Genomic DNA, 25,769 nt, shown 5'->3' on the forward strand with positions numbered 1-25,769 from the left:
ATGTGAGAAGAATGCTGCTCAGAATCCGCGTAAAAACGGCATTCTGAGCAGGTTATTGCACACTTACTGATGGCGGGCGCGCAGGTTATTGATCACCGTGCTGAAGTCGAGATCCTGATCCTGCAACAGCACCATCAGATGATAAACCAGGTCTGAGGCTTCATTGGTGAGCTCATGCCGGTCATTGACGGTTGCCGCCAGCGCGGTTTCCACCCCTTCTTCACCCACTTTCTGCGCGATACGCTTGGTGCCGCTGGCGTAGAGGCGGGCGGTGTAGGAGCTCTCCGGATCGGCTGTTTTGCGCGATGCGAGCAGCTGCTCCAGCTGATAAAGGAAGGTCCACTCCGGTGCCGCGGGGGAGAAGCAGCTGCTGGTGCCCAGATGGCAGGTCGGGCCAATCGGATTGGCCAGGATCAGCAGCGTGTCGTTGTCGCAATCTGGCGTAATGCTCACTACCTGCAGAAAGTTGCCGGAGGTTTCACCTTTAGTCCACAAACGGTTTTTGGTGCGGGAGAAAAAGGTGACGTTGCCTTCAGCCAGCGTTTTTTCCAGTGCCGCCGGATTCATATAGCCATGCATCAGGACTTCGCCTGAGACATTGTGCTGCACGATGACCGGCATCATGCCTTCTGTTTTGTCCCAGTCGAGCTGAGCCTGTTGTTGTTCGGTTAGCACGCGCGAATCTCCACTCCGTTGTCGATCAGGAAGCTCTTCAGCTCACCGATATTAATAATCTGCTTATGGAATACCGAGGCGGCCAGCGCCCCATCAACATTGGCTTCGGTAAAGGCTTCCAGGAAGTGCTGCATCGTACCTGCGCCGCCAGAGGCGATCAGCGGCACCTTGCAGACATCCCGCATTTTCTTCAGCTGCACCAAATCATAGCCATTACGCACGCCATCCTGATTCATCATGTTCAGCACGATTTCACCCGCGCCCAGCTTCTGCACTTCCTGCACCCACTCCAGCGTTTCCCACTGGGTCACGCGGGTGCGCGCTTCGTCACCGGTGTACTGATTAACCTGATATTTGCCGCTGCTCTCATCGAACCAGGTGTCGATCCCGACCACAATACACTGCACGCCGAAACGATCCGCGAGGCGGGTGATCAGCGTCGGGTCAGCCAGCGCCGGTGAGTTGATCGAAATCTTATCCGCACCAAATTCCAGGATACGCGCCGCGTCTTCCGGGGTTTTGATACCGCCCGCCACGCAGAACGGAATATCGATGACTTCCGCTACCCGCGACACCCAGCTCTTGTCTACGACCCGGCCATCGGAGGAGGCGGTGATGTCATAGAACACCAGTTCGTCGGCCCCTTCGGCAGCATAGCGCTGGGCCAGCGGCACGATGTCACCGATGATCTCGTGGTTACGAAACTGTACGCCTTTGACCACCTGGCCGTCACGCACATCGAGGCAGGGAATTATCCGTTTTGCCAGCATGAGATCGCCTCCGAAACAGTGAATTTATCTTCCAGCAGCGCACGACCGACAATGACGCCCTGAACACCGCTGCCGCGCAGGGCGGCGATATCATTAAGTTTGCCAATGCCGCCAGAGGACTGGAAGGCGACGGACGGGAAGCGTGCGGTCACTTCCTGATAGAGGGCGACGTTGGAGCCACTGAGGGTGCCGTCACGGGAGATATCCGTGCAGAGCACGTGCTTCAGGCCCACCTGTTGAAAATCGGTAATCACCTCTTCCAGCGTCACGCCGGCCGCTTCCTGCCAGCCGCTGATGGCCACTTCTTTACGGTTACTGGCGTCGATACGCACATCCAGCGCCAGCACGATCGCCTCAGCGCCAAACTCGGCAAACCACCGTTTGACCTCTTCCGGCTGTTTGATGGCGGTGGAACCCACCACCACACGACTGGCACCGGCTTCCAGCAGGGCGTGCACATCGTCTCGGCTGCGGATGCCTCCACCGACCTGCACCGTCACATCCACCCCTTCCAGCAGGGTTTTCAGCAGGGGGATCTGACGCTTCGCCGGATCTTTCGCGCCGGTCAAATCCACCAGATGCAGAACGGTTGCGCCCTGACGAACGTAATCCTGCAGACGCGGCAGCGGGTCACTGCCGTAATCGCGCTGCTGCCCATAATCGCCCTGATGCAGACGAACGACTTTACCGTCGATTAAATCTAACGCGGGGATAATCATTACATCTCCAGGAAATTTTTCAGCAACTGTGCGCCCGCTTTGCCCGAACGCTCCGGGTGGAACTGGACGCCGAAGAAGTTATCCTTCTGCACCGCTGCGGTGAAGGCTTCGCCGTAGTGACACTGTGCGATGGTGCTGGCGTTGACCGGCATGGCGTAGCTGTGAACAAAGTAGAAATAGCTGCCATCGTCGATGCCGCGGAACAGGTGATTGCCCGCCTGCGCGGTAATCTGGTTCCAGCCCATGTGCGGCAGCGGCAGACCCTGCGTGTCCATTAACGAAACCGGTTCATCAATAATGCCCAGCGTCGGCACGCCGCCGTTTTCATCGCTGCCGCGTCCCAGCAGCTGCATCCCCAGACAGATCCCCAGCACGGGCTGAGTACAGGCTTTCACCAGATCGATCAGGTCACGCTCTTCCAGCTGCGTCATCGCCGCCTTCGCGGTGCCAACGCCCGGCAGAAACAGTTTGTCAGCGCGCAGGACCACATCAGGATCGCGGCTGACTTCCGGGCGGTAGCCCAGACGTTCAATCGCCCATTTCACTGATGAGAGGTTGGCGCACCCGGTATCCATGATCACCACGTTCATCACAGCACTCCTTTCGAGCTCGGCAGGGTATTACCCTCTACGCGAATCGCCTGGCGCAGCGTACGACCAAAGGCTTTGAAAAGGCTCTCGACACGGTGATGGTCGTTCTTGCCTTTGGTTTTGAGATGCAGGGTGCTCATCATGGCGTAAGAGAGCGAGCTGAAGAAGTGCTCGACCATCTCGGTGCTGAGGTCACCCACACGCTGGTAGTTGAACTCGGCTTTGAACTCGATGTGCGGACGGCCGGAGATATCGAGCGCACAGCGCGCCAGGCATTCGTCCATCGGCAGCACGAAGCCAAAACGGCCAATACCGCGTTTGTCGCCCAGTGCTTTAAGCAGCGCTTCCCCCAAGGCCAGACCGGTATCTTCCACCGTGTGATGATCGTCAATGTAGAGATCGCCTTTCACTTCAATGTGCATGCGGAAACCGCCGTGCACCGCAATCTGATCCAGCATGTGGTCGAAGAAGCCCACGCCGGTATTGATCTTACTGCCGCCTTCGCGGTCCAGCCACAGTTCAACCCGAACCTGCGTCTCTTTGGTGTTGCGCTGCACCAGCGCATGGCGATCGCGCTGGGTCAGACGCTGCTGGATGGTCTGCCAGCTCTGGCCATCTGCGCCGTAGCGGATAGCCTGAATGCCCATGTTCTCCGCCAGCTGAACGTCGGTCAGGCGATCGCCGATGACGTAGCTGTTGGCGGTATCGAGCGCGCCTTCTGCCAGCCAGGCTTCCACCATTCTGGTTTTCGGCTTGCGGCAGTCGCAGTGCTCGTCCGGCATATGCGGGCAGATCAGCACATCATCAAACGCGATACCCTGTGAGGTCAGCACCTGCATCATCAGATTGTGCGGACCATCGAAGTCCGCCTGCGGGAAACTGGCGGTGCCCAGACCATCCTGATTGGTGATCATCACCAGCCGATAACCGGCGGCCTGCAGCGCCAGCAGCGCCGGAATAACGTCTGGCTCAAATGCCAGCTTATCCAGCCGGTCAACCTGATAATCTTCAGGCGGCTCAGAGATGAGGGTGCCATCGCGGTCAATAAAAAGGGTCTTCTGGCTCATGCTTGCTCCACAGAAAAGGCTTGCAGCGCGGCGATCACTCGTTCGCACTCTTCACGCGTGCCGATGGAGATGCGCAGGCATCCCGACAGGCCTGGGTTTTTGTTTTGATCACGCAGGATAATGCCCTGATCCCATAAGGTTTTGAAGACCCTGGGCGAATCGGTAAAGCGCGCCAGCACATAGTTGGTTTCACTGGGGAAAACCTGCTCCACGCAGCTGAGCTGAGCCAGTGCATCCAGCAGCCAGCCGCGACTGGCATTCAGCTGCGCCACATGCTCACGCATCAGGGCGATACCCTGCTCACTGAGTGCCTGACCCGCAACGTCGGCCACGGGCGTCGCCAGCGGGTAGGGGGCAATGACCTTCATCAGCAGGTCGATCACCGGCTTATTCGCCAGCGCAAAGCCACAACGCAGGCCTGCCAGCGCAAAGGCTTTCGAGAGCGTACGCAGGATCACCAGATGCGGATAATCCTTAAGCCATCCGGTCAGGGTCGCCTGCGGGCAGAACTCAATATAGGCCTCATCGGCCACGACCAGCGCTTTTCCGGCGGTCATTGCCAGCAGCTGACGGATATCTTCCTGATTGATCAGGTTACCGGTCGGGTTGTTGGGGCTGCAGAGATAAACGACTTTAACGCCTTCCAGCTGCTCTGCAATCGCAGGCAGGTTCAGCTGCCAGCCGTCCAGCGCGGGAGCGGTGCGGTATTCGATGCCGATGGTTTCGGCGCTGACACTGTACATGCCATAGGTCGGTGGACAGAACAGAATCGCATCCTGACCCGGCTCACAGAAGGCGCGCATGATCAGTTCAATGGCTTCATCCGCGCCGCGGCTCACCAGCACCTGCTCGGGGGTTAAGCCTGCGTAGGCGGCGTAGCGCTCAATCACGATTTTCGGCTGACACTCGGGATAGCGGTTCAGCGTCTGCTGCGACAGCTCAAACGGCACCGGCAGCGGAAACTCGTTGGCGTTAAGCCAGACATCGCCGTTACCACCCAGACGACGCGCCGACATATAGGGGGTCAGCGCGCGCACATTGGCGCGCGCCAGCAGCTCAATATCCTGACTCATGCTTGCTCCTTCAGTGCGGCAACGCGCAGGGTGACGGCATTCCTGTGGGCATCCAGCTGCTCAGCGGCGGCCAGGGTTTCAATCGTCGCGGCCAGGTTCAGGAAACCCTGCGGCGTCAGCTCCTGCACCGTCATGCGTTTCTGAAAATCGGCCAGTCCCAGGCTGGAACAGGTCGCGGTGTAACCATAAGTTGGCAGGACGTGGTTAGTGCCTGACGCGTAATCCCCTGCCGACTCCGGCGACCAGTCGCCCAGGAAGACGGAACCGGCGCTGGTGATAGTGTCCACCAGTTCGCGCGGCTGACGGGTCTGCAGAATCAGGTGCTCCGGGCCGTAGAGGTTAGAAATCGCCACGCACTCTTCAAGGTCACGCGCCACGATCAGGCGACTGCTCTCCAGCGCCTGACGGGCGGTGGCTGCACGCGGAAGCTGTGCCAGCTGCTGTTCAACCGCGTCCGCAACTGCCTCAGCCAGCTTCAGGGAAGGCGTCAGCAGAATCACCTGTGAGTCGGGGCCGTGCTCCGCCTGTGAAAGCAGATCAGAGGCGACAAACGCGGGCGTCGCCCCCTCATCGGCGATCACCAGCACTTCAGAGGGGCCTGCCGGCATATCGATTGCCGCGCCATCCAGGCGCTGACTCACCTGACGTTTTGCCTCGGTGACCCACGCGTTGCCCGGACCAAAAATTTTGTCCACGCGCGGCACCGTTTCCGTGCCGAAAGCCATGGCGGCAATAGCCTGCGCGCCACCCACCTGAAAGACCTCTTCAACACCACACAGCTGCGCGGCATAAAGGATCTCATCGGCAATCGGCGGAGGTGAACAGAGCACCACGCGCCCGCATCCGGCGATGCGTGCCGGGGTTGCCAGCATCAGCACGGTTGAGAAGAGCGGGGCGGAACCGCCGGGGATATAGAGCCCGACCGATTTCACCGGACGGGTAATCTGCTGGCAGCGCACGCCGGGCTGTGTTTCCACATCCACGGGCGGCAGGATCTGGGCATTGTGGAAGGTTTCGATATTCTTCACCGCCACAGCCATCGCCTGCTTCAGCGCGTCACTCAGACGGGCGCTGGCTTCTGCGATTTGCTGTGGAGTCACGCGCAGATGGTCAACCTGCGCCTTGTCGAACCGGGCGCTGAACTTGCGCAGCGCCTCATCACCACCGGACTTCACCTGCTCCAGGACGTCGCGCACCGTCTGTGTGACGTTGTCAGAGGCGGCAATCGCAGGACGTAACAGCAGCGCCTGCTGCTGTTCCGGGGTGCACTGCTGCCATTCAATTGGGGTAGAAAAGGCCATGGCTTACTCCATCATCTTCTCAATTGGCAGCACCAGAATCGAACTGGCACCCAGTGACTTCAGTTTTTCCATCGTTTCCCAGAACAGGGTTTCGCTGCTGACCATGTGCATCGCCACGCGGCTGACATCACCCGCCAGCGGCAGAACGGTCGGGCGCTCTGCACCAGGCAGCAGGCTGATCACCTCTTCCAGGCGCTCACTCGGCGCGTGCAGCATGATGTACTTCGATTCGCGCGCTTTGATCACGCCCTGAATACGGGTCATCATCTTATCGATCAGCTCCTGCTTGGCGGCAGGCATCTCGCCGTCGCGCTGAATCAGGACGGCTTTTGAACGATAGATCACTTCCACTTCACGCAGGCCATTGGCCTCCAGCGTGGCCCCGGTGGAGACCAGGTCGCAGATGGCGTCAGCCAGACCGGCGCGGGTCGCAACTTCAACGGAACCGTTCAGCATACAGGTTTTGAAACTGACGCCTTTTTTGTCGAGGTACTGTTTTAACAGGTGCGGATAGGAGGTGGCGATACGGGCGTTGTCGAGGCACTGCGGACCGGTGTACTCGTCATCGGTTCCCATCGCCAGCGACAGGCGGCAGCCGCCGAAGTCGAGGCGGCGCAGGGTGAAATAGCGCGGGTCTTCACCCTGCGCCCGGCGTGAGAGTAACTCCTCTTCCAGCACGTTCTCACCGATGATGCCTAAATCGACCACGCCATCCATGACCAGGCCAGGAATATCGTCATCGCGCACGCGCAGGATGTCGATGGGCATGTTCTCCGCAAACGCAATCAGGCGCTGTTGCTGAAGGTTGATTTTAACGCCGCAGCGCGCCAGCAGTTCGCGTGAATCATCACTTAAACGGCCAGATTTCTGCATAGCTATGCGTAAACGGGTGTTATCTAACATGGTTCCTGTCCTCTTAATCCTGTCCTGAATGTGTGGTTACGTCAGCCCATAAAAAAACCCCCGGAAGACGATCTTCCGGGGGTTCTCTTGCGTTCGCACCACTGGAAGATCTTGAAAGTCTTCCAGCACCAATCGCCTGAAAGACTAGTCAGGATGATGGTGGTGGTGATGGTTAAACTGAACGCGTGTCATAATAATCTCGTCGATGAATGAGTATTCATTTGTGGGGTTTAACCTAGCGAAGATGCGTGCCGTTGGCAACACTTTTTTATAGACCCGGTTCGGAAAGCACTGAAACAGGTTGTCCTGGTTTGCAATCCGGGGGCAAACTACGGTGAAGTCAGGGTGGATGTTTTACGTCAGGAGTCAATATGAAGAAGGTCGCGATTGTGGGACTGGGCTGGTTGGGCATGCCGCTGGCCACGGCGTTAACGGCGCGGGGCTGGCAGGTGACAGGCAGTAAAACTACGCCGGACGGTGTTGAGGCGGCCCGCCGCTGCGGCATTGAGGCCTTTCAGCTGGAGCTGACGCCTGAGCTGGTGTGTGATGCCGCCGATATCGAACCGCTGTTCAATGTTGATGCGCTGATCGTGACGCTGCCCGCCAGCCGCACCGCAGAAGGGGGCGAGGCCTATCTGCAGGCGGTGCAGAATGTGGTCGACACCGCGCTGGTTTACAGGGTGCCACGCATTATCTTTACCAGCTCCACCTCTGTGTATGGCAGCAGCTCCGGGCCTAAGCGGGAAAACAGCCCGCTGACCGCCGAAACTGTCGCCGGAAAGACGCTGGTGAAACTGGAAAACTGGCTGCACGATCTGCCTGGCACCAGCGTCGATGTTGTGCGTCTGGCGGGGCTGGTCGGGCCCAAACGCCATCCGGGACGCTTCCTGGCGGGTAAACAGGATGTGGCAAATGGTTCGCAGGGCGTCAATCTGGTGCACCTCGATGATGTGGTTGAGGCGATTACGCTGCTGCTGCAGTCGCCGAAAGGAGGCCGGACCTATAACCTCTGTGCGCCTAAGCACCCCTCACGCGACACCTTTTACCCGGCGGTGACGCGCCAGCTTGGGCTGCAGCCGCCTCAGTTCGCGCCAGAGGCAGTGAAAGAGAGCGGTAAGCTGATTGACGGGTCGCGTATCTGCAGCGAGCTGGGGTTTGAATATCGCTATGACGATCCGGTGAAGATGCCGCTGGAGTAAGGCGCTGAACACCGTTTTGCGGGAGCCGGCTGCTCCCGCTGCATCTTCTCCTGTTCTGACTGTGTGTTAGTTACAACATACTGTTGGCGGGATTCTGGGGGGAAACCGTGCCCGTCTGAAATCCGGTAATTCAGTCGGGCAGGCAGCGGTGATCGTCACTTACCTCACACTCCCAGTCTGTCCCGCAGCGCATACCACACCGCGCCCATCGCCGTCAGCGGCACCTTAAAGCGTCTGCCGCCGGGGAAGGGCAGATGCGGCAGGCGAGCAAAGGCGTCAAAACGCTCAGCATCGCCGCGTAAAACTTCACTGATCAGCTTGCCGGACAGATGGGTACAGGTCACGCCATGACCGCTGTCACCCTGCATGAAATAGACATTGTTCTCCAGCCGGCCAAACTGCGGCATGCGCGACAGCGTCAGCAGGAAATTGCCGCTCCAGCTAAAGTCCAGCCTGACGTTCTGCAACTGAGGGAAGGTGCGGCGCAGTTTGGGACGGATCAACGCTTCAATGTCTGCCGGTTCCCGTGCCCCATAGACCACGCCGCCGCCATAGAGCAGCCGGTTATCCGCGGTCAGACGAAAATAATCCAGCAGGTAGTTACAATCTTCCACGCAGTAGTTGTTAGGCAGCAGCGACAAGGCCTGATCGGGTGAAAGCGGCTCGGTAACCACAATCTGTGAACCACACGGCATGCTTTTCCTGCTCAGTCGCGGCTCAAGCTGCGGCGAGAGATAGGCGTTACCGGCGAAGATGACAAAGGTGGCGCTGACCTCACCGTGGGCGGTTTTTACCCGATTTGGTGAGCCATAAACCACCTTCAGGGCCGCAGACTGTTCGTAGATGCGTCCGCCATGTCGCCGTATCGCTTCCGCTTCGCCCAGCGCCAGGTTCAGGGGGTGCAGATGGCCGCCACGCCGGTCCAGCAGCCCGCCGACATAACGTTCGGTCGCCACTTCACGGCGGATCCCCCGTTCATCAAGCAGCTCCAGATCGTGATTGCCATACTGCTGCCACAGGGTTTTCTGTTTCTGCAGATGTGCCATCTGGCGAGCATTCAGGGCGGCAAAGATGCCGCCAGGCCGGTAATCGCAGTCAATCGCGTAACGATCAATGCGATCGCGGATGATCGCTGCGCCTTCAAACATCATGCTGCCCAGCATGCGGGCGCTCTCTTTGCCGTAGCGCTGCTCAATCACATCCACGTCGCGGCTGTAGGAGTTGACCACCTGGCCGCCGTTACGTCCGCTGGCACCAAAGCCAATGCGTGCGGCTTCCAGCACGACCACGTCATAGCCAACTTCGGTCAGATGCAGCGCCGCAGAGAGGCCGGTAAAGCCGCCGCCAATAATGCAGACGTCACACTGGATGCTCTCCTGCAACGTCGGCCAGGGTTCATGGGCATTGGCGGTTGCCGCGTAATAACTCTCCACATAATTCATAACAACCTCCTGAATGCGCCTAAAAGTTAGCGGGCGTGTGGGCACTGACGATGCGACAGGGGATATCGGCACTGTTGGTGAAGCTGTGCGGTAAGCCGGTATCAATCACATAACTCTCTCCGGCGGAGAGATGAAAGCGCTGCCCGTTGATCATCAGGATAATTTCACCCTCCAGCAGCGTACCGGTCTCTTCACCAGGATGACGCAGCTTCTCACCGGTACTGGCACCGGGCTGGTAAGTTTCCAGCAGCATCCCCAGCGAACGCTGGGCTTTTCCGTTGTCGATCAGTTTCAGCGAGACCCCCTGACTGCCAATCTCCAGCAGTTCGCCGGGCCGGACGATAATTTTCGGCTCTGCATCCGGCCTGGGCTCGGAGAAAAACTCCGACAGGGAGAGGCCATAGACCTTCAGCAGTTTCTGCAGGGTGCTGACCGCCGGGCTGACCTTATCCTGTTCGATGGTGCTGATTGCGCTGTGGGTCAATCCGGCCAGCTCAGCCACGCGGCGCTGCGACAGCCCCAGCGCCTGCCGGATCTCCGCCAGCCGCCGTCCCGGTGCCAGCGTGGCATCACTCATCGTCTTTTCCCCTGTGATAACGAATAGCAGCCTGAATAAATCCGCTGAACAGCGCCTGCGAGCCCGGCGTCGTTTCCGGCTGCCATTCGGGATGCCACTGCACCGCCAGGGCGAAAGGGTGATGACGCAGGCTCACGGCTTCGACCAGACCATCGGCTGCGCGTGCTTCGATGCGCAGCTGCGGTCCCGGCTCGCGGATGCCCTGATGATGCAGAGAATTGACCTCCAGGGTGCTGTCGGCAAACAGCGTCGCCAGTACGCCGTCCGGTTCGACGGTCACCTGATGCACCGGCGCATACTGCTCAGCCAGGGGGCGCGTCTCATCTTCATGATGACGCTGAACGTCAGGCCGGGCGCTGAGATCCCGCCACAGGCTGCCGCCATTCGCCACCACCAGCTCCTGCAGTCCCCGGCAGATGCCAAACATCGGCATTTTGTGGCTGGTGGCCCAGGTGATCAGCTGAAAGGCGAGGCGGTCACGACCCGGATCGGTGTGCGGCTCCTCACCGGCCTCGCCATAGTGCCAGGGTTCGATATTGCTGGGACTGCCGGTCAGCAGCAGACCATCCAGCACAGCCATAGCGTTTTCTAATAGATGAGGGGCGTTAATCAGACTGTGGGGCAGGGCGAGCGGTACGCCTCCTGCCTGAACGAGTGCATCGCAATATTTGTTATGCACCGTCTGAGTCGGATGACCGCCGGTATCCTTCTGGCACATCACTACGCCAATCAACGGCTTGTCAAAAATAATGCCCATCTCACGTCCTCGCTTCGCTGTTCGAAATATCTACCGAAAGGGCACGTCTGGCGGTTAAGTGTTCAATATTTTTTCAATCTAGCAATCTGCTGTTTGTTCTTCAAACAGATTTGTTACATTTGCACACTTTTTATGTTGGCGCTATGTTAGTGGTGTGGCCGTTATTTTGAGCATTACGCAAACCTTATAGGGGCGGGTGAGATCATGACTAACCTGGTAGAAGTGGAAGACTTCACGCTTCACAGTGAAGAGAAACGAACCAGCGCGTTCCAGCTTGAGGTGAAAACCTGGCTGGAGCGCCATCCTGAAACGCAGTATGTCGACATCCTGTTAAATGATTTAAATGGTGTGTTTCGCGGCAAGCGCATTCCGGTCTCCGCGCTGCCCAAGCTGGAAAAAGGGTGTTATTTCCCCGCCTCGGTATTCGCCATGGATATCCTCGGCAATACGGTGGAAGAAGCGGGACTTGGCCAGTCACTGGGCGAACCCGACAATCTCTGCCTGCCGGTCAGCGGCACCTTAGTTCCCTCCGCTTCCGATCCTCAACACATTGCGCAGCTGCTGTTAACCATGTGCAACCAAGATGGCACTCCCTTTGACGTTGAACCCCGAAATGTCCTCAACCGGCTGTGGCAACAGCTGCGAAACCGAGGCCTTTTTCCGGTGGTAGCGGTAGAGCTGGAGTTCTATCTGGTTGACAAAAAGCGCGATGCTGAAGGGTTTATCCAGCCGCCCTGTGCGCCGGGCAGTGATGAACGCAACATGCAGAGCCAGGTTTATTCGGTCGATAATCTCGACCACTTTGCGGATGTGCTGCGTGATATTGACGATCTGGCGCGTCAGCAGGGGATACCGGCCGATGGCGCACTGGCGGAAGCCTCGCCCGGACAGTTTGAAATCAACCTGCATCATACCCGCGACGTGCTGCGCGCCTGCGACCATGCGGTGCAGCTTAAGCGGCTGATCCGGCAGGTGGCGGAGAACCACGGTATGACCGCCACCTTTATGGCTAAGCCCTATGAGGAGTATGCGGGCAGCGGGATGCATGTGCACATCAGCATGCTGGATGCCGCCGATCATAACGCCTTCGCCTGTGACGACGGCAGTGATTCGCCGCTGATGAAGCGGGCGCTGGCTGGCATGATCGACCTGATGCCGGCGTCGATGGCACTGCTGGCGCCCAACGTGAATGCCTATCGCCGCTTTGTGCCGGATGCGTATGTGCCGTTACAGGCCTCATGGGGCCATAACAATCGCACCGTCGCGCTGCGTGTGCCGTGTGGGGATATCGACAACCATCGCATTGAGTATCGGGTGGCCGGGGCGGATGCCAACCCCTATCTGGTGGTTTCTGCTATTCTTGCCGGTATGCTGCACGGACTGGATACGCAACTGCCGCTGCCGCAGCCGGTGACCGGCAATGGGCATCATGCGGAAGGCCTGGCCCTGCCGATCCGGCAGAGCGATGCCCTGTATGAATTTGACAGCAGCTATCCGTTGCAGAAGTTACTCGGCGAACGCTTTGCCAGCGTCTGGCACAGCTGCAAACACCATGAGCTGATGCAGTTTGAACGGCTGATCACCGCCACGGAAATTGACTGGATGCTGAAAAATGCCTGACCGGGGCGTTAATCGCTAATCTGAATTGCTTTTTTTGCTTATGATGCCCCGACGGCTTGAATTTCTGCCCGTGGTTGGGCAGAATACGCGGCCTGCAAAATCAGACGATAACCGACGCTTTAAGCGCCGGTTATTTTTTTTGCATTCAGTTTTAACAGAGCATTTTTGCTGACTTAACCGAGGCCGGGCACGCACCCGGATAGATAAACACTGAAAACACGCACACGCGTGAGATTGAGGATTACAAAGATGGGGATGTTTACCACACTGCCAGTCAATGCTGGCACGCGTTTTCGTGATGATTACGGCGCCGCGTTAACCGCTAACCCTACTCCCTGTCGCTTAATGCGCAGTTGCCCTGTGACCCAGCCCAGCCAGGTTGTCGCACATGGGGGACTGAAGCATGTCGCTTAATACCTCCGCCGCACCGCAGCGTGCGCAACTCAAAAAAACGCTAACGTTACTTCCGGTCGTCATGATGGGCTTAGCCTACATGCAGCCTATGACCCTGTTCGATACCTTTGGTATTGTTTCTGGTCTGACCGATGGTCACGTTGCCACTGCTTATGCTTTCGCGCTGATTGCGATTCTGTTCACTGCCGTAAGCTACGGTAAGCTGGTACGCCGCTTCCCCTCTGCGGGCTCCGCTTATACCTACGCTCAGAAGGCAATCAGTCCGCACGTCGGCTTTATGGTTGGCTGGTCATCCCTGCTGGACTACCTGTTCATGCCGATGATCAACATCCTGCTGGCAAAAAACTACTTTGAGTCGCTGGTGCCCGGCATCCCGTCGTGGATTTTTGTGGTACTGCTGGTCGGTTTCATGACGCTCTCTAACCTCAAGGGCATCAAAACTGTCGCCAACTTCAACAGCGTCATTGTGGTGCTGCAGGTTGTTGTTATGCTCGGTATCACCGGTATGGTGATCTACGGTGTGGCAAGCGGCGTGGGTTCAGGCACTCTGGTGAGCAGCAGACCGTTCTGGTCTGAGAATGCGCACGTGGTGCCGATGATCACCGGTGCGACGATCCTCTGCTTCTCATTCCTCGGCTTTGACGGTATCAGTTCGCTGTCGGAAGAGACCAAAGATGCAGAACGCACCATCCCGCGCGCGATTTTCCTGACGGCGCTGATCGGTGGTGTGATCTTTATCGCGGCATCCTATTTCCTGCAGCTCTACTTCCCGGACATCAGCCGTTTCCAGGACCCGGACTCGTCACAGCCTGAAATCATGCTGTTCGTCGCCGGTAAAGCGCTGCAGGTCGGCATCCTGATCTTCTCGGTGGTCACGGTGCTGGCATCCGGTATGGCGGCGCATGCGGGCGTTTCGCGCCTGATGTATGTCATGGGTCGTGATGGCGTGTTCCCGGAGCGTTTCTTCGGTTACATCCATCCAAAATGGCGTACCCCGTCGCTCAACGTGCTGCTGGTGGGCGCGATTGCGCTGATGGCGATTAACTTCGACCTGGTCACGGCGACGGCGCTGATCAACTTCGGTGCGCTGGTGGCGTTTACCTTTGTGAACCTGTCGGTGATCGCGCAGTTCTGGATCCGTGAGAAGCGTAACCGCACGCTGAAAGATCACGTTCAGTATCTGCTGCTGCCGCTGCTCGGCGCGCTGACGGTCGGTGCGCTGTGGGTGAACCTGGAAGAGAGTTCTATGGTGCTGGGCCTGATCTGGGCCGCCATCGGGATTATCTACCTGGCCTTCGTGACCCGCAGCTTCCGTAATCCGGTGCCGCAGTTCAGCGAAGAGATTTAATCGCGACGACGTTGCCGCCTTTCCGGCTCTTCCGGGAAGGCGGCAATAACCTAGCCTGCCAGTACCAGTTCCCAGCTCCCCGCATTTAACTGTTCCAGCGCCGCTTCACTCAACTTTTTGTCGGTAATGATCTGATCAAACCTCTCCAGCGGTAACGCCAGAAACGTCGCTATCCGGCTGTACTTCGAACTGTCACTGAGCAGCACGCGCTTACTGCTCACCTCGCTGACCGCCTGCTTCACGGTGACCTTATCTTCATCGGGCGTAAACAGGCCTCGCGGCCCCCAGCAGGAGGCGGAGATAAACGCGATATCAATCGCCAGATGACGCAGGCTTCTTGCTGCCGATTCGCCGACGCAGGAGCGGTTTTCCCGGCAGACCGTTCCGCCGGTGTGGATCACTCTGCACTGACTGCCCTCCATCAACAGATTCGCGACCATAAAATCGTTAGTCACCACCAGTAAATCATCACGATCCACTACCTCTCTCGCCAGGGCCAGCATGGTGGTGCCGGCATCCAGATAGATGCAGCTATTGCGGGGAATATGCCGGGCGGCGGCGCGGCCAATCGCATATTTCTCATCGTTAAAGAGGGTACTTTTGGTGAGATGTGAAGGCTCAGCTGCCAGCCGATCGGCAGTGCGTACGCCGCCGGAGACTGACAGCACCGCACCCTGTTCCTCCAGTTTCTGCACATCACGACGTATCGTCATGTGTGAGACCCCCAGCCGCTCCGTCAGCTCAGCGATGCTCACCACACCACGATCGGCCACCAAGGCAAGGATCTGTTGATGACGTTCAACCGGAATCATACCTGCTCCTGCTATTTACCATTTTTTCACATTGTAGAGTATTTCATGGTTTATCAGAACAGATAATCACAGGGTCAGGGCTGAGCGTATGTTCAGATTCTTAGACAGAACAGGGAAGCCCGACCGTGTTAAAAATTGTTCTCTGACGAGGCTGTGATGTTTTTTGTGAGATGTGACACATTTTCAGCCGCCGGATACTGGCACGATTAACAGTAACAAACAAATAATCACTTAATTTAACAGGGGGCGTAACGTGCCAGCGAAGAACATCTGTGTTATCGGGTTAGGATCCATGGGCATGGGGGCTGCACAATCCTGCCTGCGCGCCGGTCTCAACACCTGGGGCGTCGATTTAAATCCGGTCGCGCTTGAAACGTTGCGCCGGGCAGGTGCGCGCGATGCGCAGCCCTCGGCATCTGCCTTTGCTGACCAGCTCGATGCTGTTTTGCTGCTGGTGGTCAATGCGCAGCAGGTGAATGCGGTTCTGTTTGGTGAAAATGGCCTGGCGGCAAAGCTGCGTCCGGGGACCGTGGTGATGGTCTCATCCACGCTGTCAGCCAGCGACGCGCAGCAGATTGAGCAGCAGCTGGCGCAATATCAGCTGCTGATGCTCGATGCACCGGTCTCCGGCGGGGCTGCCAAAGCCGCCAGCGGTGAGATGACGGTCATGGCGTCCGGCAGTGAGGCGGCGTTTAGCCAGCTGCAGCCGGTACTGGATGCGGTCGCGGCCAAAGTCTATCGCGTGGGCAGTGAGATTGGGGCGGGCTCCACCGTCAAAATCATCCATCAGCTGCTGGCGGGCGTTCACATCGCAGTGGGAGCAGAAGCGATGGCGCTGGCGGCGCGAGCCGGTATTCCGCTGGAAACCATGTATGAAGTGGTCACCCATGCTGCGGGAAATTCATGGATGTTCGAGAACCGTATGAAGCATGTGGTAGACGGTGACTACAGCCCGAAATCGGCTGTCGATATCTTTGTGAAAGATCTTAACCTGGTGGCTGACACCGCCAAAGCACTGCATTTTCCGCTGCCGCTGGCTTCCACCGCGCTCACTATGTTCACCGAAGCCAGCAACGCCGGTTATGGTCGTGAGGATGACAGCGCCGTGATCAAGATCTTCAGCGGCATAACGCTGCCGCAGGCGAAGGAGGAGGGATGATGCGTCTTGGTGTAATCGCAGATGATTTTACCGGTGCCACCGACATCGCCAGCTTTCTGGTGCAGAACGGGCTGAGCACCATTCAGTTCAACGGCATTCCCGGCGGTGAAATCGCCACCGATGCCCAGGCGATGGTGATCAGCCTGAAGAGTCGCTCCTGTCCGGCAGAGCAGGCGGTTGCTCAGTCGCTGGCTGCGCTGGCATGGTTACAGCAGCAGGGCTGCCAGCGCTTCTATTTTAAATATTGCTCCACCTTCGACAGCACCGCCCAGGGCAATATTGGTCCGGTGACCGATGCCCTGATGAAGGTGCTGGGTGAGACGCAGACCGTTATCTGTCCGGCTCTGCCGGTCAATGGCCGCACGGTCTATCAGGGCCATCTGTTTGTTGGTGACCAGCTGCTGTCGGAGTCGGGGATGCGCCATCATCCGGTTACGCCCATGCGCGAGAGCAACCTGCTGCGTCTGATGACGTCACAGGCGACGGGCAAAGCCGGACTGATCGCGGCCGCACAGGTCGACCAGGGCGCCGACTCCGTCCGGCAGGCGATGCATCAGCTGGCAGAGCAGGGCGTCAGCTACGTGGTGATCGACACGCTGCATCACCAGCATCTGCTGACGCTGGGCGCGGCCCTCAGCGATCTGCGGCTGGTGACCGGCGGTTCCGGGCTGGCTATCGGTCTGGCGCGGCAGTGGGCGAGAGCGGGGGCGGATGCTCAGGCAGAGCAGGCAGGGCGTCCGCAGGGTGGGCGCGCCGTGGTGCTGTCCGGCTCCTGTTCGCAGATGACCTGCCGGCAGGTCAGCCTCTATCGCCAGCAGGCACCGGCCTGCGAAGTGCAGGTCGAAGCCTGCCTGCAGAATTCAGATGACTATGCCCGCCAGCTCTGTGACTGGACGGAAGTTAACAGCCAGCACTCTCTGGCTCCGCTGCTTTATGCCACCACCGACGCACAGCAGCTGCAGGCGATCCAGCAGCGCTATGGTGCGCAGCGCAGCAGTGAGGCCGTTGAGCAGCTGTTTGCCGCCGTAACACGGGAGCTGAAACGGCGCGGCTGGCAGCGCTTTATTGTAGCCGGGGGAGAAACCTCCGGTGTGGTGGCGCAGACGCTGGGCGTGACCGCCTTTCACATCGGCCCGACAATTTCGCCGGGCGTGCCCTGGGTGCGTGATATCCACCAGCCGCTCTCTCTGGCACTGAAGTCGGGGAATTTTGGCGACGAAGACTTTTTCCGCCGCGCGCAAACGGAGTTTACCTATGACTGAATCTTTCTCTTTAACTGAGCAGCAGGCGCGTGATGAGATGGTGCGGCTGGGGGCCTCATTTTTTCAGCGCGGCTATGCCACCGGTTCGGCGGGCAACCTCTCCCTGCTGCTTGAAGACGGTAATCTGCTGGCGACGCCGACCGGCTCGTGCCTCGGCGAGTTACAGGCTGATCGGCTGGCAAAAGTGACGCCGGAGGGGGAGTGGCTCTCTGGCGACAAACCCTCCAAAGAGATCGCTTTCCACCGCGCGCTCTACCTGAATAATCCCGACTGCCGGGCGGTGGTGCACCTGCACAGCCACTACCTGACGGCGCTCTCCTGTCTGCAGGGGCTGGACACGGACAACTGTATCCGGCCGTTCACCCCCTATGTGGTGATGCGTGTCGGGGATGTGCCGGTCGTGCCCTACTATAAGCCCGGCGATGGGCGACTGGCGGAGGATCTGGCGCGGCTGGCCCCCCGCTATCGCGCCTTTTTGCTGGCGAATCATGGCCCGGTGGTGGTGGGAAAATCACTGCAGGAAGCCGCCGATAACACGGAAGAACTGGAAGAGACGGCCCGGTTAATCTTTACGCTGGGTGACCGGCCCATTCGTTATCTCAATGCTGCCGAAGTGGCGGAATTAAGGAGCCGATAATGCCAAAGTTTGCTGCTAACCTGACCACCCTGTTTACGGAACTGCCGTTCGCGGAGCGCTTCGCGGCGGCGGCTGACGCGGGCTTCCGCGCCGTAGAGTTTATGTTTCCCTATGACTATCCCGCCAGCCAGATCAAAACGTGGCTGGATGAGCATCAGCTACAGCTCGTGCTCTTCAATACTGCCCCCGGCAACGTCGCAGCGGGTGAGTGGGGCGTCACCGCCATTCCTGGACGGGAAGCGGATGCCAGGGCAGACATCGATCGCGCCCTGAGCTATGCGCTGGCGCTGAACTGCCCGCAGGTGCATGTCATGGCGGCCACCGTGCCGCCGGGTGCTGACCGTCAGCGCTATGCCGACACCTTCATTCACAACATGCGTTATGCCGCGGAGCGCTTCGCGCCCCACGGCATCAACCTGCTGATTGAAGCCCTGAATCCGACCACCAAACCGGGGTATCTCTACGCCAGCCAGTATCAGACGCTGGAGATGGCAGAACAGATCGATCGCCCTAACGTCTTTACACAGCTCGACCTTTTCCACGCACAGCTTGTGGATGGCAATCTCACGCACCTGATTCGTCACTATGCCGGGCGCTATGCCCACGTGCAGATCGCCTCAGCACCGGACCGTCATGAGCCGGATGAGGGTGAAATCTATTATCCGTATCTCTTCTCGCTACTGGATGAAGTCGGCTATAGCGGCTGGGTGGGCTGCGAGTATATCCCGCGCGGTCGCACTACCGAGGGGCTGGGCTGGTTTGCGCCCTGGAAGATAAAAGCCTGATTTAACGCGCTGTAAAAAACCGGTGTTCCGGCACTGGCAGGGAGCGGCTTGCCCTTTTTCCGGCCCTGCACCTGCTCTCCCTGTACCCCGATAACCTAAAAAATATAAATATTTCTGAGGCTTACTATGTCCACCGCACTGCTGTTAGCCATAGCGACCGCCAGCATTGTGATCCTGCTGCTGCTGGTGATCAAAGCTAAAGTCCATCCGTTTGTCGCCCTGTTAATTGTCAGTCTGCTGGTGGCGATCGCCACGGGCATCCCGGCCGAAAAAATCATGGAGACGATTGTTACCGGTATGGGCGGGCTGCTCGGTCACATCACCATTATTATCGTTCTCGGTGCCATGCTCGGCGCGATCATCGAAGCCTCTGGGGGCGCCGAGTCGCTGGCGCAGCGTTTCAGTAAAACGCTGGGGTTAAAACGGACCGTGGCGGCCCTGACCATGGCGGCTTTTATCCTCGGAATCCCGGTCTTTTTTGAAGTGGGCTTCATCATAGTTATCCCGCTGATTTATGGGTTTACCAAAGTGGCGCGGGTCTCACCCCTGAAGTTTGGCCTGCCGATGGCGGGCGTGATGCTGACGGTGCACGTGGCGCTGCCGACCCATCCCGGTGCCGCCGCCGCCGCGGGGATCCTGCACACCGACATGGGCTGGCTGATGATGCTGGGTATCGCCATTTCGATTCCGGTCGGGATCATCGGCTACTACGTGGCGAAGGTGATGAACCGTCGCCACTATCATCTGTCAGTGGACGTGCTCGAACAGCTGCAGATGGCAAAACCCGAGGGGCAGGAAAAGAAGAATGAACCCGCACCGCCTGGCGCGCTGACCATCAGCGGGCTGATTGTGGTGCCGATTGTCCTGATCGTGCTGGGCACGCTGTCCCACACCCTGATGGATGAGGGCAATCTGCTACGGAGCGTGATGACCGTAATCGGTACCCCGCCCATTGCTCTGCTGATTGCCCTGGGGCTGGCGGCCTGGCTGCTGGGTGTGCGACGTGGCTGGAGCAAAGATAAGCTGGAAGACCTGACCGGCCGGGCAATCCCCACCTCCGCCAGTGTGATACTGGTGGCGGGTGCCGGTGGCGCTTTCGGCAAAGTGCTGGTGGAGTCGGGCGTCGGCAAAGCGCTGGCGATTACGCTTGAAACGCTGCATCTGCCGCTGGTGCCTGCTGCGTTTATCCTGTCGCTGGCGCTGCGTGCGTCACAGGGCTCCGCCACCGTGGCGATCCTGACAACCAGCGGATTGCTGACGCAGGCGGTGACCGGCGTAACGGACATGCAGCGGGTACTGGTGACGCTGGCGGCCTGCTTTGGCGGGCTGGGACTGTCACATGTCAATGACGCAGGTTTCTGGGTGGTGACGCGCTATCTCGGGCTGTCAGTGGCTGACGGTCTGCGCACCTGGACGGTACTGACCACTTTAATGGGGCTGAGCGGTTTTGCCCTGACCTGGCTGGCGTGGACGCTGCTGTAATCCACGACACAGCCCGGTGCCAGACCCGGCAGAGGATGCCGGGCGGCATTCAGGATTCAGGAGACCAGCTCCTGCGCGTAAAGATAGAGCGCTTTCAACTGTCCGAGTTTTTCCGCATCGGCTTCATGCAGACTGGCGAGCGACTCCAGCTCCTGCATAAACGCCTGCACCCGATCGCTGTTAAGCACTTCACGCCGATGCTGCAGCCAGCGCTGCTGCTCGGCATCATCCAGCGTGCCGGGGAAGTTACGCGCCCGGTAGCGGAACAGCAGTTTCGCCACCCGCGCACTCTCGAAGGTCAGATCCAGCGCAGGCAGATTCGCCGGGGCGGTCTGGCGGATGATGTTCATCCCCGCGCGATCCGCATCACTGAAGAAGCCATCATAGAGTTGCGTGTCTACGTCGTCTGATGGCGTAAACGGCTCGGCTTCGGCAAACAGCGTCACCAGTTTCTCCCGCACGTCGGGCTGCTGGCGCAGCAGGGCCAGATTCGCCAGACAGTGCTGACGATCGATGCCCAGCCGGGCAGCATCTTCCGGGCGCAGCGTGCTGGCCGGGGCCAGAACCGGACACTTATTGATATGCACCAGTTTAACCGGCACGGCCGGCAGATCGCCGAGATCGTTTTTCGGCGTATAGAGACGCTCACGCAGTGCAGCGGCATCCAGTTCCAGCAGCGGTGACATATCACCCGCCAGATCCACCACGATCAGCGCATTCCGGTTATCGGGATGCCAGGCCAGCGGCACAATCCAGCTGGTATTCCCGCGCGCGGCACCGAACATACCTGAGACATGCACCAGCGGCTTCATCTGCGGGATGTCGATCAGCGTCATCAGCTTGTTCTTGTTACGATGAGTGAACAAAAATTCAAACAGCTTTGGCTGTTTCTCTTTCACCAGCTTCGCCATCGCCAGCGTGGCGTACACATCGGACATCGCATCATGCGCATTTTCATGCGCCACGCCGTTGGCTTTGGTCAGATGCTCCAGCCGGAAACTGGGAAAGCCTTCCTCATTCTCCGGCCAGTTGATGCCATCCGGCCGCAGCGCATAGCAGGCACGCATCACGTCGAGCAGGTCCCAGCGGGAATTGCCATTCTGCCAGCTCCAGCCATAGGGATCGTAGAAGTTGCGATAGAAGATATTGCGCGTGACTTCGTCGTCGAAGCGCACGTTGTTGTAGCCCACCACACAGGTTTGTTCCGTGGTAAACAGGGAATGGATACGTTCAGCAAACTCCGCTTCATTCACGCCGCGCGTCATCGCCACCTGAGGCGTGATACCGGTAATCATCACCGCTTCGGGCTGCGGCAGATAGTCATCAGGCAGACGGCAGTAGAAGACTTCGGGCTCACCCACCGGATTAAAGTCACTGTCAGTGCGCAGCCCGGCAAACTGAGCAGGCCGGTCGCGCGACGGGCTGGTGCCGAAGGTCTCGTAATCGTGAAAGAGGAAGGTAGGTTGTCCGGGGTCGTTTTTCAATGTGCGTTACCGTTCGTCATTTTTCATTAACTTGCTGAGTTAAAACAATTTTCATCATTTCATTGCCTGGCTTTGTTCACATTTTCCTTTCGTTGCTGTTCGCTGTTATACCGGCAACATCGTGTTCCGGATGCGTACCAGAAGCACATTTTGCTGTGTACCAGAAATTATTAAGGCGCTGAGTGACCCTTAATTACGCTCTCTACATGGTAAACCATAATCCGGCCCGGCTGAAATTTCAGATGCTGATGGGCTGGGGACACATATCGCCAAACAGGGGGATACTGATTCAGTATCCCTACAAATTGAACGGTAAAAGCCCAGCGGCTGAGTTCAGTTGATATCCTGCACTTACTCTTCAGTATGCCTGCAATCGGATTAGAGCACTTGTAATACTGCGTGTATTTTGGTCGCAGATGCAGGGAGGCTGGTAGTGAAAAGGAGGATGGCGGGGTAATCGGTGATAGTTGGATGTGCGGTAGCGTAGTTAATAATACCCGTACTCATAAACCCTTTCCGATGCTATTGGCTTTACTTTTTATCTGCCAACATCAACCCGGCTTTCACCGAGTTTTTTATTAATTACGCTGTATGTCTTTCATTCCATGCATCTGCATATTGAATATTACCATCTACGATCTTCCACGTTATTTTTTCATACTGAATGCTCACGCTTTCAGTATGATTCATCTTGTTATTACCCTCAAGTTTAACATTAGGGACGCTACAATTAACGCCAGTGATTCTAACGTTTTCCATCAAGACGCTGTAATAACAAACTTCCTGGCCAGCATCGTTAATATTATAAAATTTTATCTCAGCACTTTTAAGTGTCTGGCCTGTGGCCGCAGCTTTATAGAGATAGGGCGTAGAGCTATCAACCTCTTTTTCTATCATCATGGGTGAATGCTGCCGCGTACCCGTTATTTTACCGTTTGCGCTGTCCACAGGCAGATTTATACCGTGGCTGAGCCCGATAATTTCGATACTACCATCACGATCTTGCACGTCAACGGAACCTTTAATATCTGCGCCGCCGTCGTCCTTAAGCCACATATAGGGAGGAATTGGCATTCTAAGTGCTCCTTAATCTTCTGATTAACTTCATTGTTACGATATAAAAAAGAGTGCTGATAGTCAGCATTATAAATAAGTCTATATATGAATAGGCATCATATATAGAATCAGCATTTTCATTATCATTGATAATTAATGCTAATTTCCTGGCCATTTCATAGTCAATGTAACCTTCTGGCGAAGGCAAACCATGGCCAGTGCAATAAAACAGCACTACAAAATAAGCTAATCTGACAAAACTAAGGGCAAATTTTTTTATAGCCACCGGCCACCACCTCCACCCAGCCGCGTGCCATAAGTGACCGTTTACAGGGAACAGAAATAAGAGAAGTATTCATCAGAGCATTTCTGATCATTGCAAAATCTGAATTGTGTGCAATGGTAATGCAGCCCTTAGACACGGTTCCTGGATGGAGCCGGAAATTTCCCCGCTCAACCCCCTCTATCCATGTATAATCATCTATCGCCCAGTCATCGCGCCAGAGAGCAAACCAATCAGTTCTGCCGAACTCTCGACGACCCATCAGCTTATTCAGTCCATCATGGATTTCTGCTTTTTTTTGAGAGAACCAGTTACCTTCTCTGCGATCAACAATCCAGTATTTACCGGGAGGCGTGGGGCCAACGTCTGGAATAGCTGCGCAATTCCCATTGTTTCGATAGACGCTCAGCCCGGAGTGCGCCATAAAAACCCCAACGCCGTACAGATTAAATGGCGCGTAATCAGCGCCATTGAGAATCATTTTTCCATGTAGTGCCATGCTCAATCCCTTAGCAAAAAGTGAGAGTTAATTACTCACCGGATAAATCTCTGGCTGCCACCTGCTATAGCAAAGCAGTTAACCTTACTAAAAATAAGGTCTTCAGGTTATATTGTAAACAGAAAAGTAATCTGATACGGGCTGTCAATACCTTTAAAATAACTGCACTTATGTTCTGCGCAATTAGGGGGGATAAGAGGTAAGCATAAGATTTGAAGTGAGACACTTCCGTATTTCTGTCCGCTCTCTGCGCCTCTGCACGCAGCAGGGTGAGTGAAGATGGTTGTCTGTTATACGCCTCAATGATTAAGCGTGACCGAACCACTTTAGCGTTTGCGGGCCTGTCTCTATGGCAAACCCTATTGTCACGCGTCAGGAGTTAAGGGCTGTCCCGAATAAGGCAGAGGCATCCCGGTTCATACTTTTTTTCAATTTATTCAAACCTTCACAACGCTTTTGCCGTAAAACGTGCGGCTGTTTCCGTTTCGTTTTAGAAATTTTCTCTCCCGTGTAATTAAGGATGAAGTGTTGAAAAGGCGTCTGCTGTTCACCGTTACCGCTACTGTTTTTTGGGCCTCGCTGGCACAGGCCGATGGGATCCCGTTTCCTGTGACGCCGCCGGCAATTGATGCCGCTTCCTGGGTGCTGATGGATGCCATGACCGGGCAGGTTCTGACTGCCGGTAATCCCGATGAGCGCCGTAATCCCGCCAGCCTGACCAAACTGATGACCGGCTATGTGGTCGACCGCGCCATCGACCAGAAGAAAATCAGCCGTGACGACATGGTTACGGTGGGAAAAGATGCGTGGGCGGCGGGAAATCCGGTGTTCAAAGGCTCCTCGCTGATGTTCCTGAAGCCTGGCGATAAGCTGAGCGTCCGGGATTTAAGCCGCGGGGTCATCATTGATTCCGGGAATGACGCCTGCGTGGCCCTGGCCGACTATGTCGCAGGCAGCGAAGCAAATTTCGTCGGCATGATGAATCACTACGTTGAGAAACTCGGCCTGCAGAATACCCATTTTGAAACGGTTCACGGTCTGGATGCGCCGGGTCAGTACTCCAGCGCACTGGATATGGCGAAACTCTCCCGCGCGATTATTGACGGTGAGCCTGACTTCTACGCGATGTACAGTGAGAAGACTCTGACCTGGAATGGCATCACCCAGAACAACCGTAATGGTCTGCTGTGGGACAATAACCTGCATGTCGACGGGTTGAAAACCGGCCACACCGAAACGGCCGGGTTTAACATCATCGCCTCCAACGTGGTGGGTAAGCATCGCCTGATTGCTGTCGTGATGGGCGGGAAAAGCGCGAAAGGGCGTGAAGAGCAGGCGCGTAAACTGCTGGTCTGGGGCCAGAACACCTTCGATACCGTTCAGCTGTTCCACGCCGGTAAGAAGATTGGCAGCGAAAACGTCTGGTACGGCAATCCGCATCAGGTCGAGGTTGGCACCGCAGAGGATATCTATCTGTCGCTGCCGCGCAGTGAAGTGCAGAACGTGAAAGCGAAATATGTCATCGACCGCAAAGATCTGGAGGCGCCGCTGAAAGCCAATGAGGTGATCGGTGAGATTCAGGTGATGGATAAAGATCAGGAGATCGCCCACTATCCGCTGGTGGCGCTGAGTGCGGTTGAACCCGCCGGTGTCATCACCCGCCTGACCGACTATCTCAAACAGAAGTTCTGATCGATCAATGGGTCACCACTGAAACGGGCAGCCTCTGAGCTGCCCGTTTTTACAGGGGAGCAGCTTCCCGTCTGATCCGGCGCCGGTTAAGGTTAACGAGCAGTAATAAATTGTTTTTAATTTACGGGCGGCAATGTGAGCCGGATGTTGATATTTGTAAGAT

At 57.2% G+C, this 25,769-nt stretch carries 25 protein-coding genes and 1 other annotated feature; of the genes, 9 read left to right on the forward strand and 16 right to left on the reverse strand.

Annotated features, from left to right (window positions below; translation table 11 throughout):
• Positions 1-63 precede the first annotated feature (63 nt).
• The 9 genes from hisIE to hisL form a co-directional block, all read right to left on the reverse strand.
• Complete coding sequence (gene hisIE / locus HFD97_RS10560) at positions 64-675, reverse strand: bifunctional phosphoribosyl-AMP cyclohydrolase/phosphoribosyl-ATP diphosphatase HisIE (RefSeq protein WP_150028834.1); 612 nt, start codon at positions 673-675, stop codon at positions 64-66.
• The gene (gene hisF, locus HFD97_RS10565) at positions 669-1,445 is read right to left on the reverse strand and encodes an imidazole glycerol phosphate synthase subunit HisF (protein ID WP_009089307.1); all 777 of its coding nucleotides are present in this window, start codon (positions 1,443-1,445) and stop codon (positions 669-671) included. Before hisF ends, hisIE begins: the two co-directional genes overlap by 7 nt.
• Positions 1,427-2,164 (reverse strand): 1-(5-phosphoribosyl)-5-[(5-phosphoribosylamino)methylideneamino]imidazole-4-carboxamide isomerase, encoded by a 738-nt coding sequence (hisA, locus tag HFD97_RS10570; RefSeq protein WP_167431467.1) that lies wholly within the window; start codon positions 2,162-2,164, stop codon positions 1,427-1,429. Before hisA ends, hisF begins: the two co-directional genes overlap by 19 nt.
• Complete coding sequence (gene hisH / locus HFD97_RS10575) at positions 2,164-2,754, reverse strand: imidazole glycerol phosphate synthase subunit HisH (protein WP_111208232.1); 591 nt, start codon at positions 2,752-2,754, stop codon at positions 2,164-2,166. The genes hisA and hisH overlap by 1 nt, the downstream gene beginning before the upstream one ends.
• Entirely contained in the window at positions 2,754-3,821 is a 1,068-nt protein-coding gene (hisB, locus tag HFD97_RS10580) for a bifunctional histidinol-phosphatase/imidazoleglycerol-phosphate dehydratase HisB (RefSeq protein WP_167431468.1), read from the reverse strand. The genes hisH and hisB overlap by 1 nt, the downstream gene beginning before the upstream one ends.
• Positions 3,818-4,894 carry a histidinol-phosphate transaminase gene (gene hisC, locus HFD97_RS10585; RefSeq protein WP_167431469.1) on the reverse strand — a complete coding sequence of 359 codons (1,077 nt, stop codon included), beginning with the start codon at positions 4,892-4,894 and terminating at the stop codon, positions 3,818-3,820. Before hisC ends, hisB begins: the two co-directional genes overlap by 4 nt.
• Positions 4,891-6,195: a histidinol dehydrogenase gene (gene hisD / locus HFD97_RS10590; RefSeq protein WP_150028831.1), complete on the reverse strand. Its 1,305-nt coding sequence runs from the start codon at positions 6,193-6,195 to the stop codon at positions 4,891-4,893. The genes hisC and hisD overlap by 4 nt, the downstream gene beginning before the upstream one ends.
• A 3-nt stretch (positions 6,196-6,198) precedes the next feature.
• Positions 6,199-7,098 (reverse strand): ATP phosphoribosyltransferase, encoded by a 900-nt coding sequence (gene hisG / locus HFD97_RS10595; RefSeq protein WP_009089318.1) that lies wholly within the window; start codon positions 7,096-7,098, stop codon positions 6,199-6,201.
• A gap of 48 nt (positions 7,099-7,146) precedes the next feature.
• Positions 7,147-7,267: a sequence feature (His leader region), on the reverse strand.
• Positions 7,243-7,290 carry a his operon leader peptide gene (gene hisL, locus HFD97_RS10600; protein ID WP_100396937.1) on the reverse strand — a complete coding sequence of 16 codons (48 nt, stop codon included), beginning with the start codon at positions 7,288-7,290 and terminating at the stop codon, positions 7,243-7,245. Its footprint overlaps the feature before it by 25 nt.
• Positions 7,291-7,469: 179 nt before the next feature.
• Between hisL and HFD97_RS10605 the strand changes: the two genes are divergently transcribed.
• A complete protein-coding gene (locus HFD97_RS10605) occupies positions 7,470-8,297 on the forward strand; it encodes an NAD-dependent epimerase/dehydratase family protein (RefSeq protein WP_009089320.1) in 828 nt (275 codons plus the stop codon).
• 164 nt (positions 8,298-8,461) lie between these two features.
• On the opposite strand, the gene HFD97_RS10610 is transcribed toward HFD97_RS10605, so the two are convergent.
• The 3 genes from HFD97_RS10610 to puuD are packed head-to-tail and all read right to left on the reverse strand — an operon-like array spanning position 8,462 to position 11,073.
• On the reverse strand, positions 8,462-9,739 hold the full coding sequence (locus HFD97_RS10610; RefSeq protein WP_140029014.1) for an FAD-binding oxidoreductase: 1,278 nt from the start codon (positions 9,737-9,739) through the stop codon (positions 8,462-8,464).
• A 19-nt stretch (positions 9,740-9,758) separates the two neighbouring features.
• Positions 9,759-10,316 (reverse strand): HTH-type transcriptional regulator PuuR, encoded by a 558-nt coding sequence (gene puuR / locus HFD97_RS10615; protein ID WP_167431470.1) that lies wholly within the window; start codon positions 10,314-10,316, stop codon positions 9,759-9,761.
• Positions 10,309-11,073 (reverse strand): gamma-glutamyl-gamma-aminobutyrate hydrolase, encoded by a 765-nt coding sequence (puuD, locus tag HFD97_RS10620; protein ID WP_167431471.1) that lies wholly within the window; start codon positions 11,071-11,073, stop codon positions 10,309-10,311. Before puuD ends, puuR begins: the two co-directional genes overlap by 8 nt.
• 201 nt (positions 11,074-11,274) lie before the next feature.
• Between puuD and HFD97_RS10625 the strand changes: the two genes are divergently transcribed.
• Complete coding sequence (locus HFD97_RS10625; RefSeq protein ID WP_181161925.1) at positions 11,275-12,693, forward strand: glutamine synthetase family protein; 1,419 nt, start codon at positions 11,275-11,277, stop codon at positions 12,691-12,693.
• Positions 12,694-13,096: 403 nt separating this feature from the next.
• Positions 13,097-14,455 (forward strand): APC family permease, encoded by a 1,359-nt coding sequence (locus HFD97_RS10630; RefSeq protein ID WP_009089331.1) that lies wholly within the window; start codon positions 13,097-13,099, stop codon positions 14,453-14,455.
• Positions 14,456-14,505: 50 nt separating this feature from the next.
• On the opposite strand, the gene ygbI is transcribed toward HFD97_RS10630, so the two are convergent.
• Entirely contained in the window at positions 14,506-15,267 is a 762-nt protein-coding gene (gene ygbI / locus HFD97_RS10635) for a DNA-binding transcriptional repressor YgbI (protein ID WP_046102172.1), read from the reverse strand.
• Positions 15,268-15,520: 253 nt separating this feature from the next.
• Here ygbI and ltnD point away from each other — a divergent pair, with 253 nt between their 5' ends.
• The 5 genes from ltnD (at position 15,521) to HFD97_RS10660 (ending at position 20,592) form a co-directional block, all read left to right on the forward strand.
• The gene (gene ltnD, locus HFD97_RS10640; protein WP_167431472.1) at positions 15,521-16,426 is read left to right on the forward strand and encodes an L-threonate dehydrogenase; all 906 of its coding nucleotides are present in this window, start codon (positions 15,521-15,523) and stop codon (positions 16,424-16,426) included.
• A complete protein-coding gene (otnK, locus tag HFD97_RS10645) occupies positions 16,426-17,688 on the forward strand; it encodes a 3-oxo-tetronate kinase (protein WP_167431540.1) in 1,263 nt (420 codons plus the stop codon). The genes ltnD and otnK overlap by 1 nt, the downstream gene beginning before the upstream one ends.
• Complete coding sequence (locus tag HFD97_RS10650) at positions 17,681-18,325, forward strand: aldolase (RefSeq protein ID WP_009089340.1); 645 nt, start codon at positions 17,681-17,683, stop codon at positions 18,323-18,325. The genes otnK and HFD97_RS10650 overlap by 8 nt, the downstream gene beginning before the upstream one ends.
• The gene (locus tag HFD97_RS10655) at positions 18,325-19,110 is read left to right on the forward strand and encodes an HPr family phosphocarrier protein (RefSeq protein ID WP_167431473.1); all 786 of its coding nucleotides are present in this window, start codon (positions 18,325-18,327) and stop codon (positions 19,108-19,110) included. The genes HFD97_RS10650 and HFD97_RS10655 overlap by 1 nt, the downstream gene beginning before the upstream one ends.
• A 126-nt stretch (positions 19,111-19,236) precedes the next feature.
• Complete coding sequence (locus tag HFD97_RS10660) at positions 19,237-20,592, forward strand: GntP family transporter (protein WP_167431474.1); 1,356 nt, start codon at positions 19,237-19,239, stop codon at positions 20,590-20,592.
• A gap of 56 nt (positions 20,593-20,648) precedes the next feature.
• Here HFD97_RS10660 and sbcB read toward each other — a convergent pair whose 3' ends face one another.
• From sbcB to HFD97_RS10675, 3 genes are all read right to left on the reverse strand, one after another.
• Positions 20,649-22,076: an exodeoxyribonuclease I gene (gene sbcB, locus HFD97_RS10665; protein WP_009089345.1), complete on the reverse strand. Its 1,428-nt coding sequence runs from the start codon at positions 22,074-22,076 to the stop codon at positions 20,649-20,651.
• A gap of 582 nt (positions 22,077-22,658) precedes the next feature.
• Positions 22,659-23,150: a type VI secretion system tube protein TssD gene (locus HFD97_RS10670; protein ID WP_009089346.1), complete on the reverse strand. Its 492-nt coding sequence runs from the start codon at positions 23,148-23,150 to the stop codon at positions 22,659-22,661.
• Between the two features lie 242 nt (positions 23,151-23,392).
• Positions 23,393-23,914, reverse strand: a complete 522-nt coding sequence (locus tag HFD97_RS10675) for a DUF2778 domain-containing protein (protein WP_167431475.1) — start codon at positions 23,912-23,914, stop codon at positions 23,393-23,395.
• 528 nt (positions 23,915-24,442) lie between these two features.
• Here HFD97_RS10675 and dacD point away from each other — a divergent pair.
• A complete protein-coding gene (gene dacD, locus HFD97_RS10680; RefSeq protein WP_185155350.1) occupies positions 24,443-25,606 on the forward strand; it encodes a serine-type D-Ala-D-Ala carboxypeptidase DacD in 1,164 nt (387 codons plus the stop codon).
• The last annotated feature ends 163 nt before the right edge of the window (positions 25,607-25,769 follow it).

Source organism: Pantoea sp. EKM103V, from assembly GCF_011800365.1.
In the GTDB taxonomy this organism is placed as follows: domain Bacteria; phylum Pseudomonadota; class Gammaproteobacteria; order Enterobacterales; family Enterobacteriaceae; genus Pantoea; species Pantoea anthophila.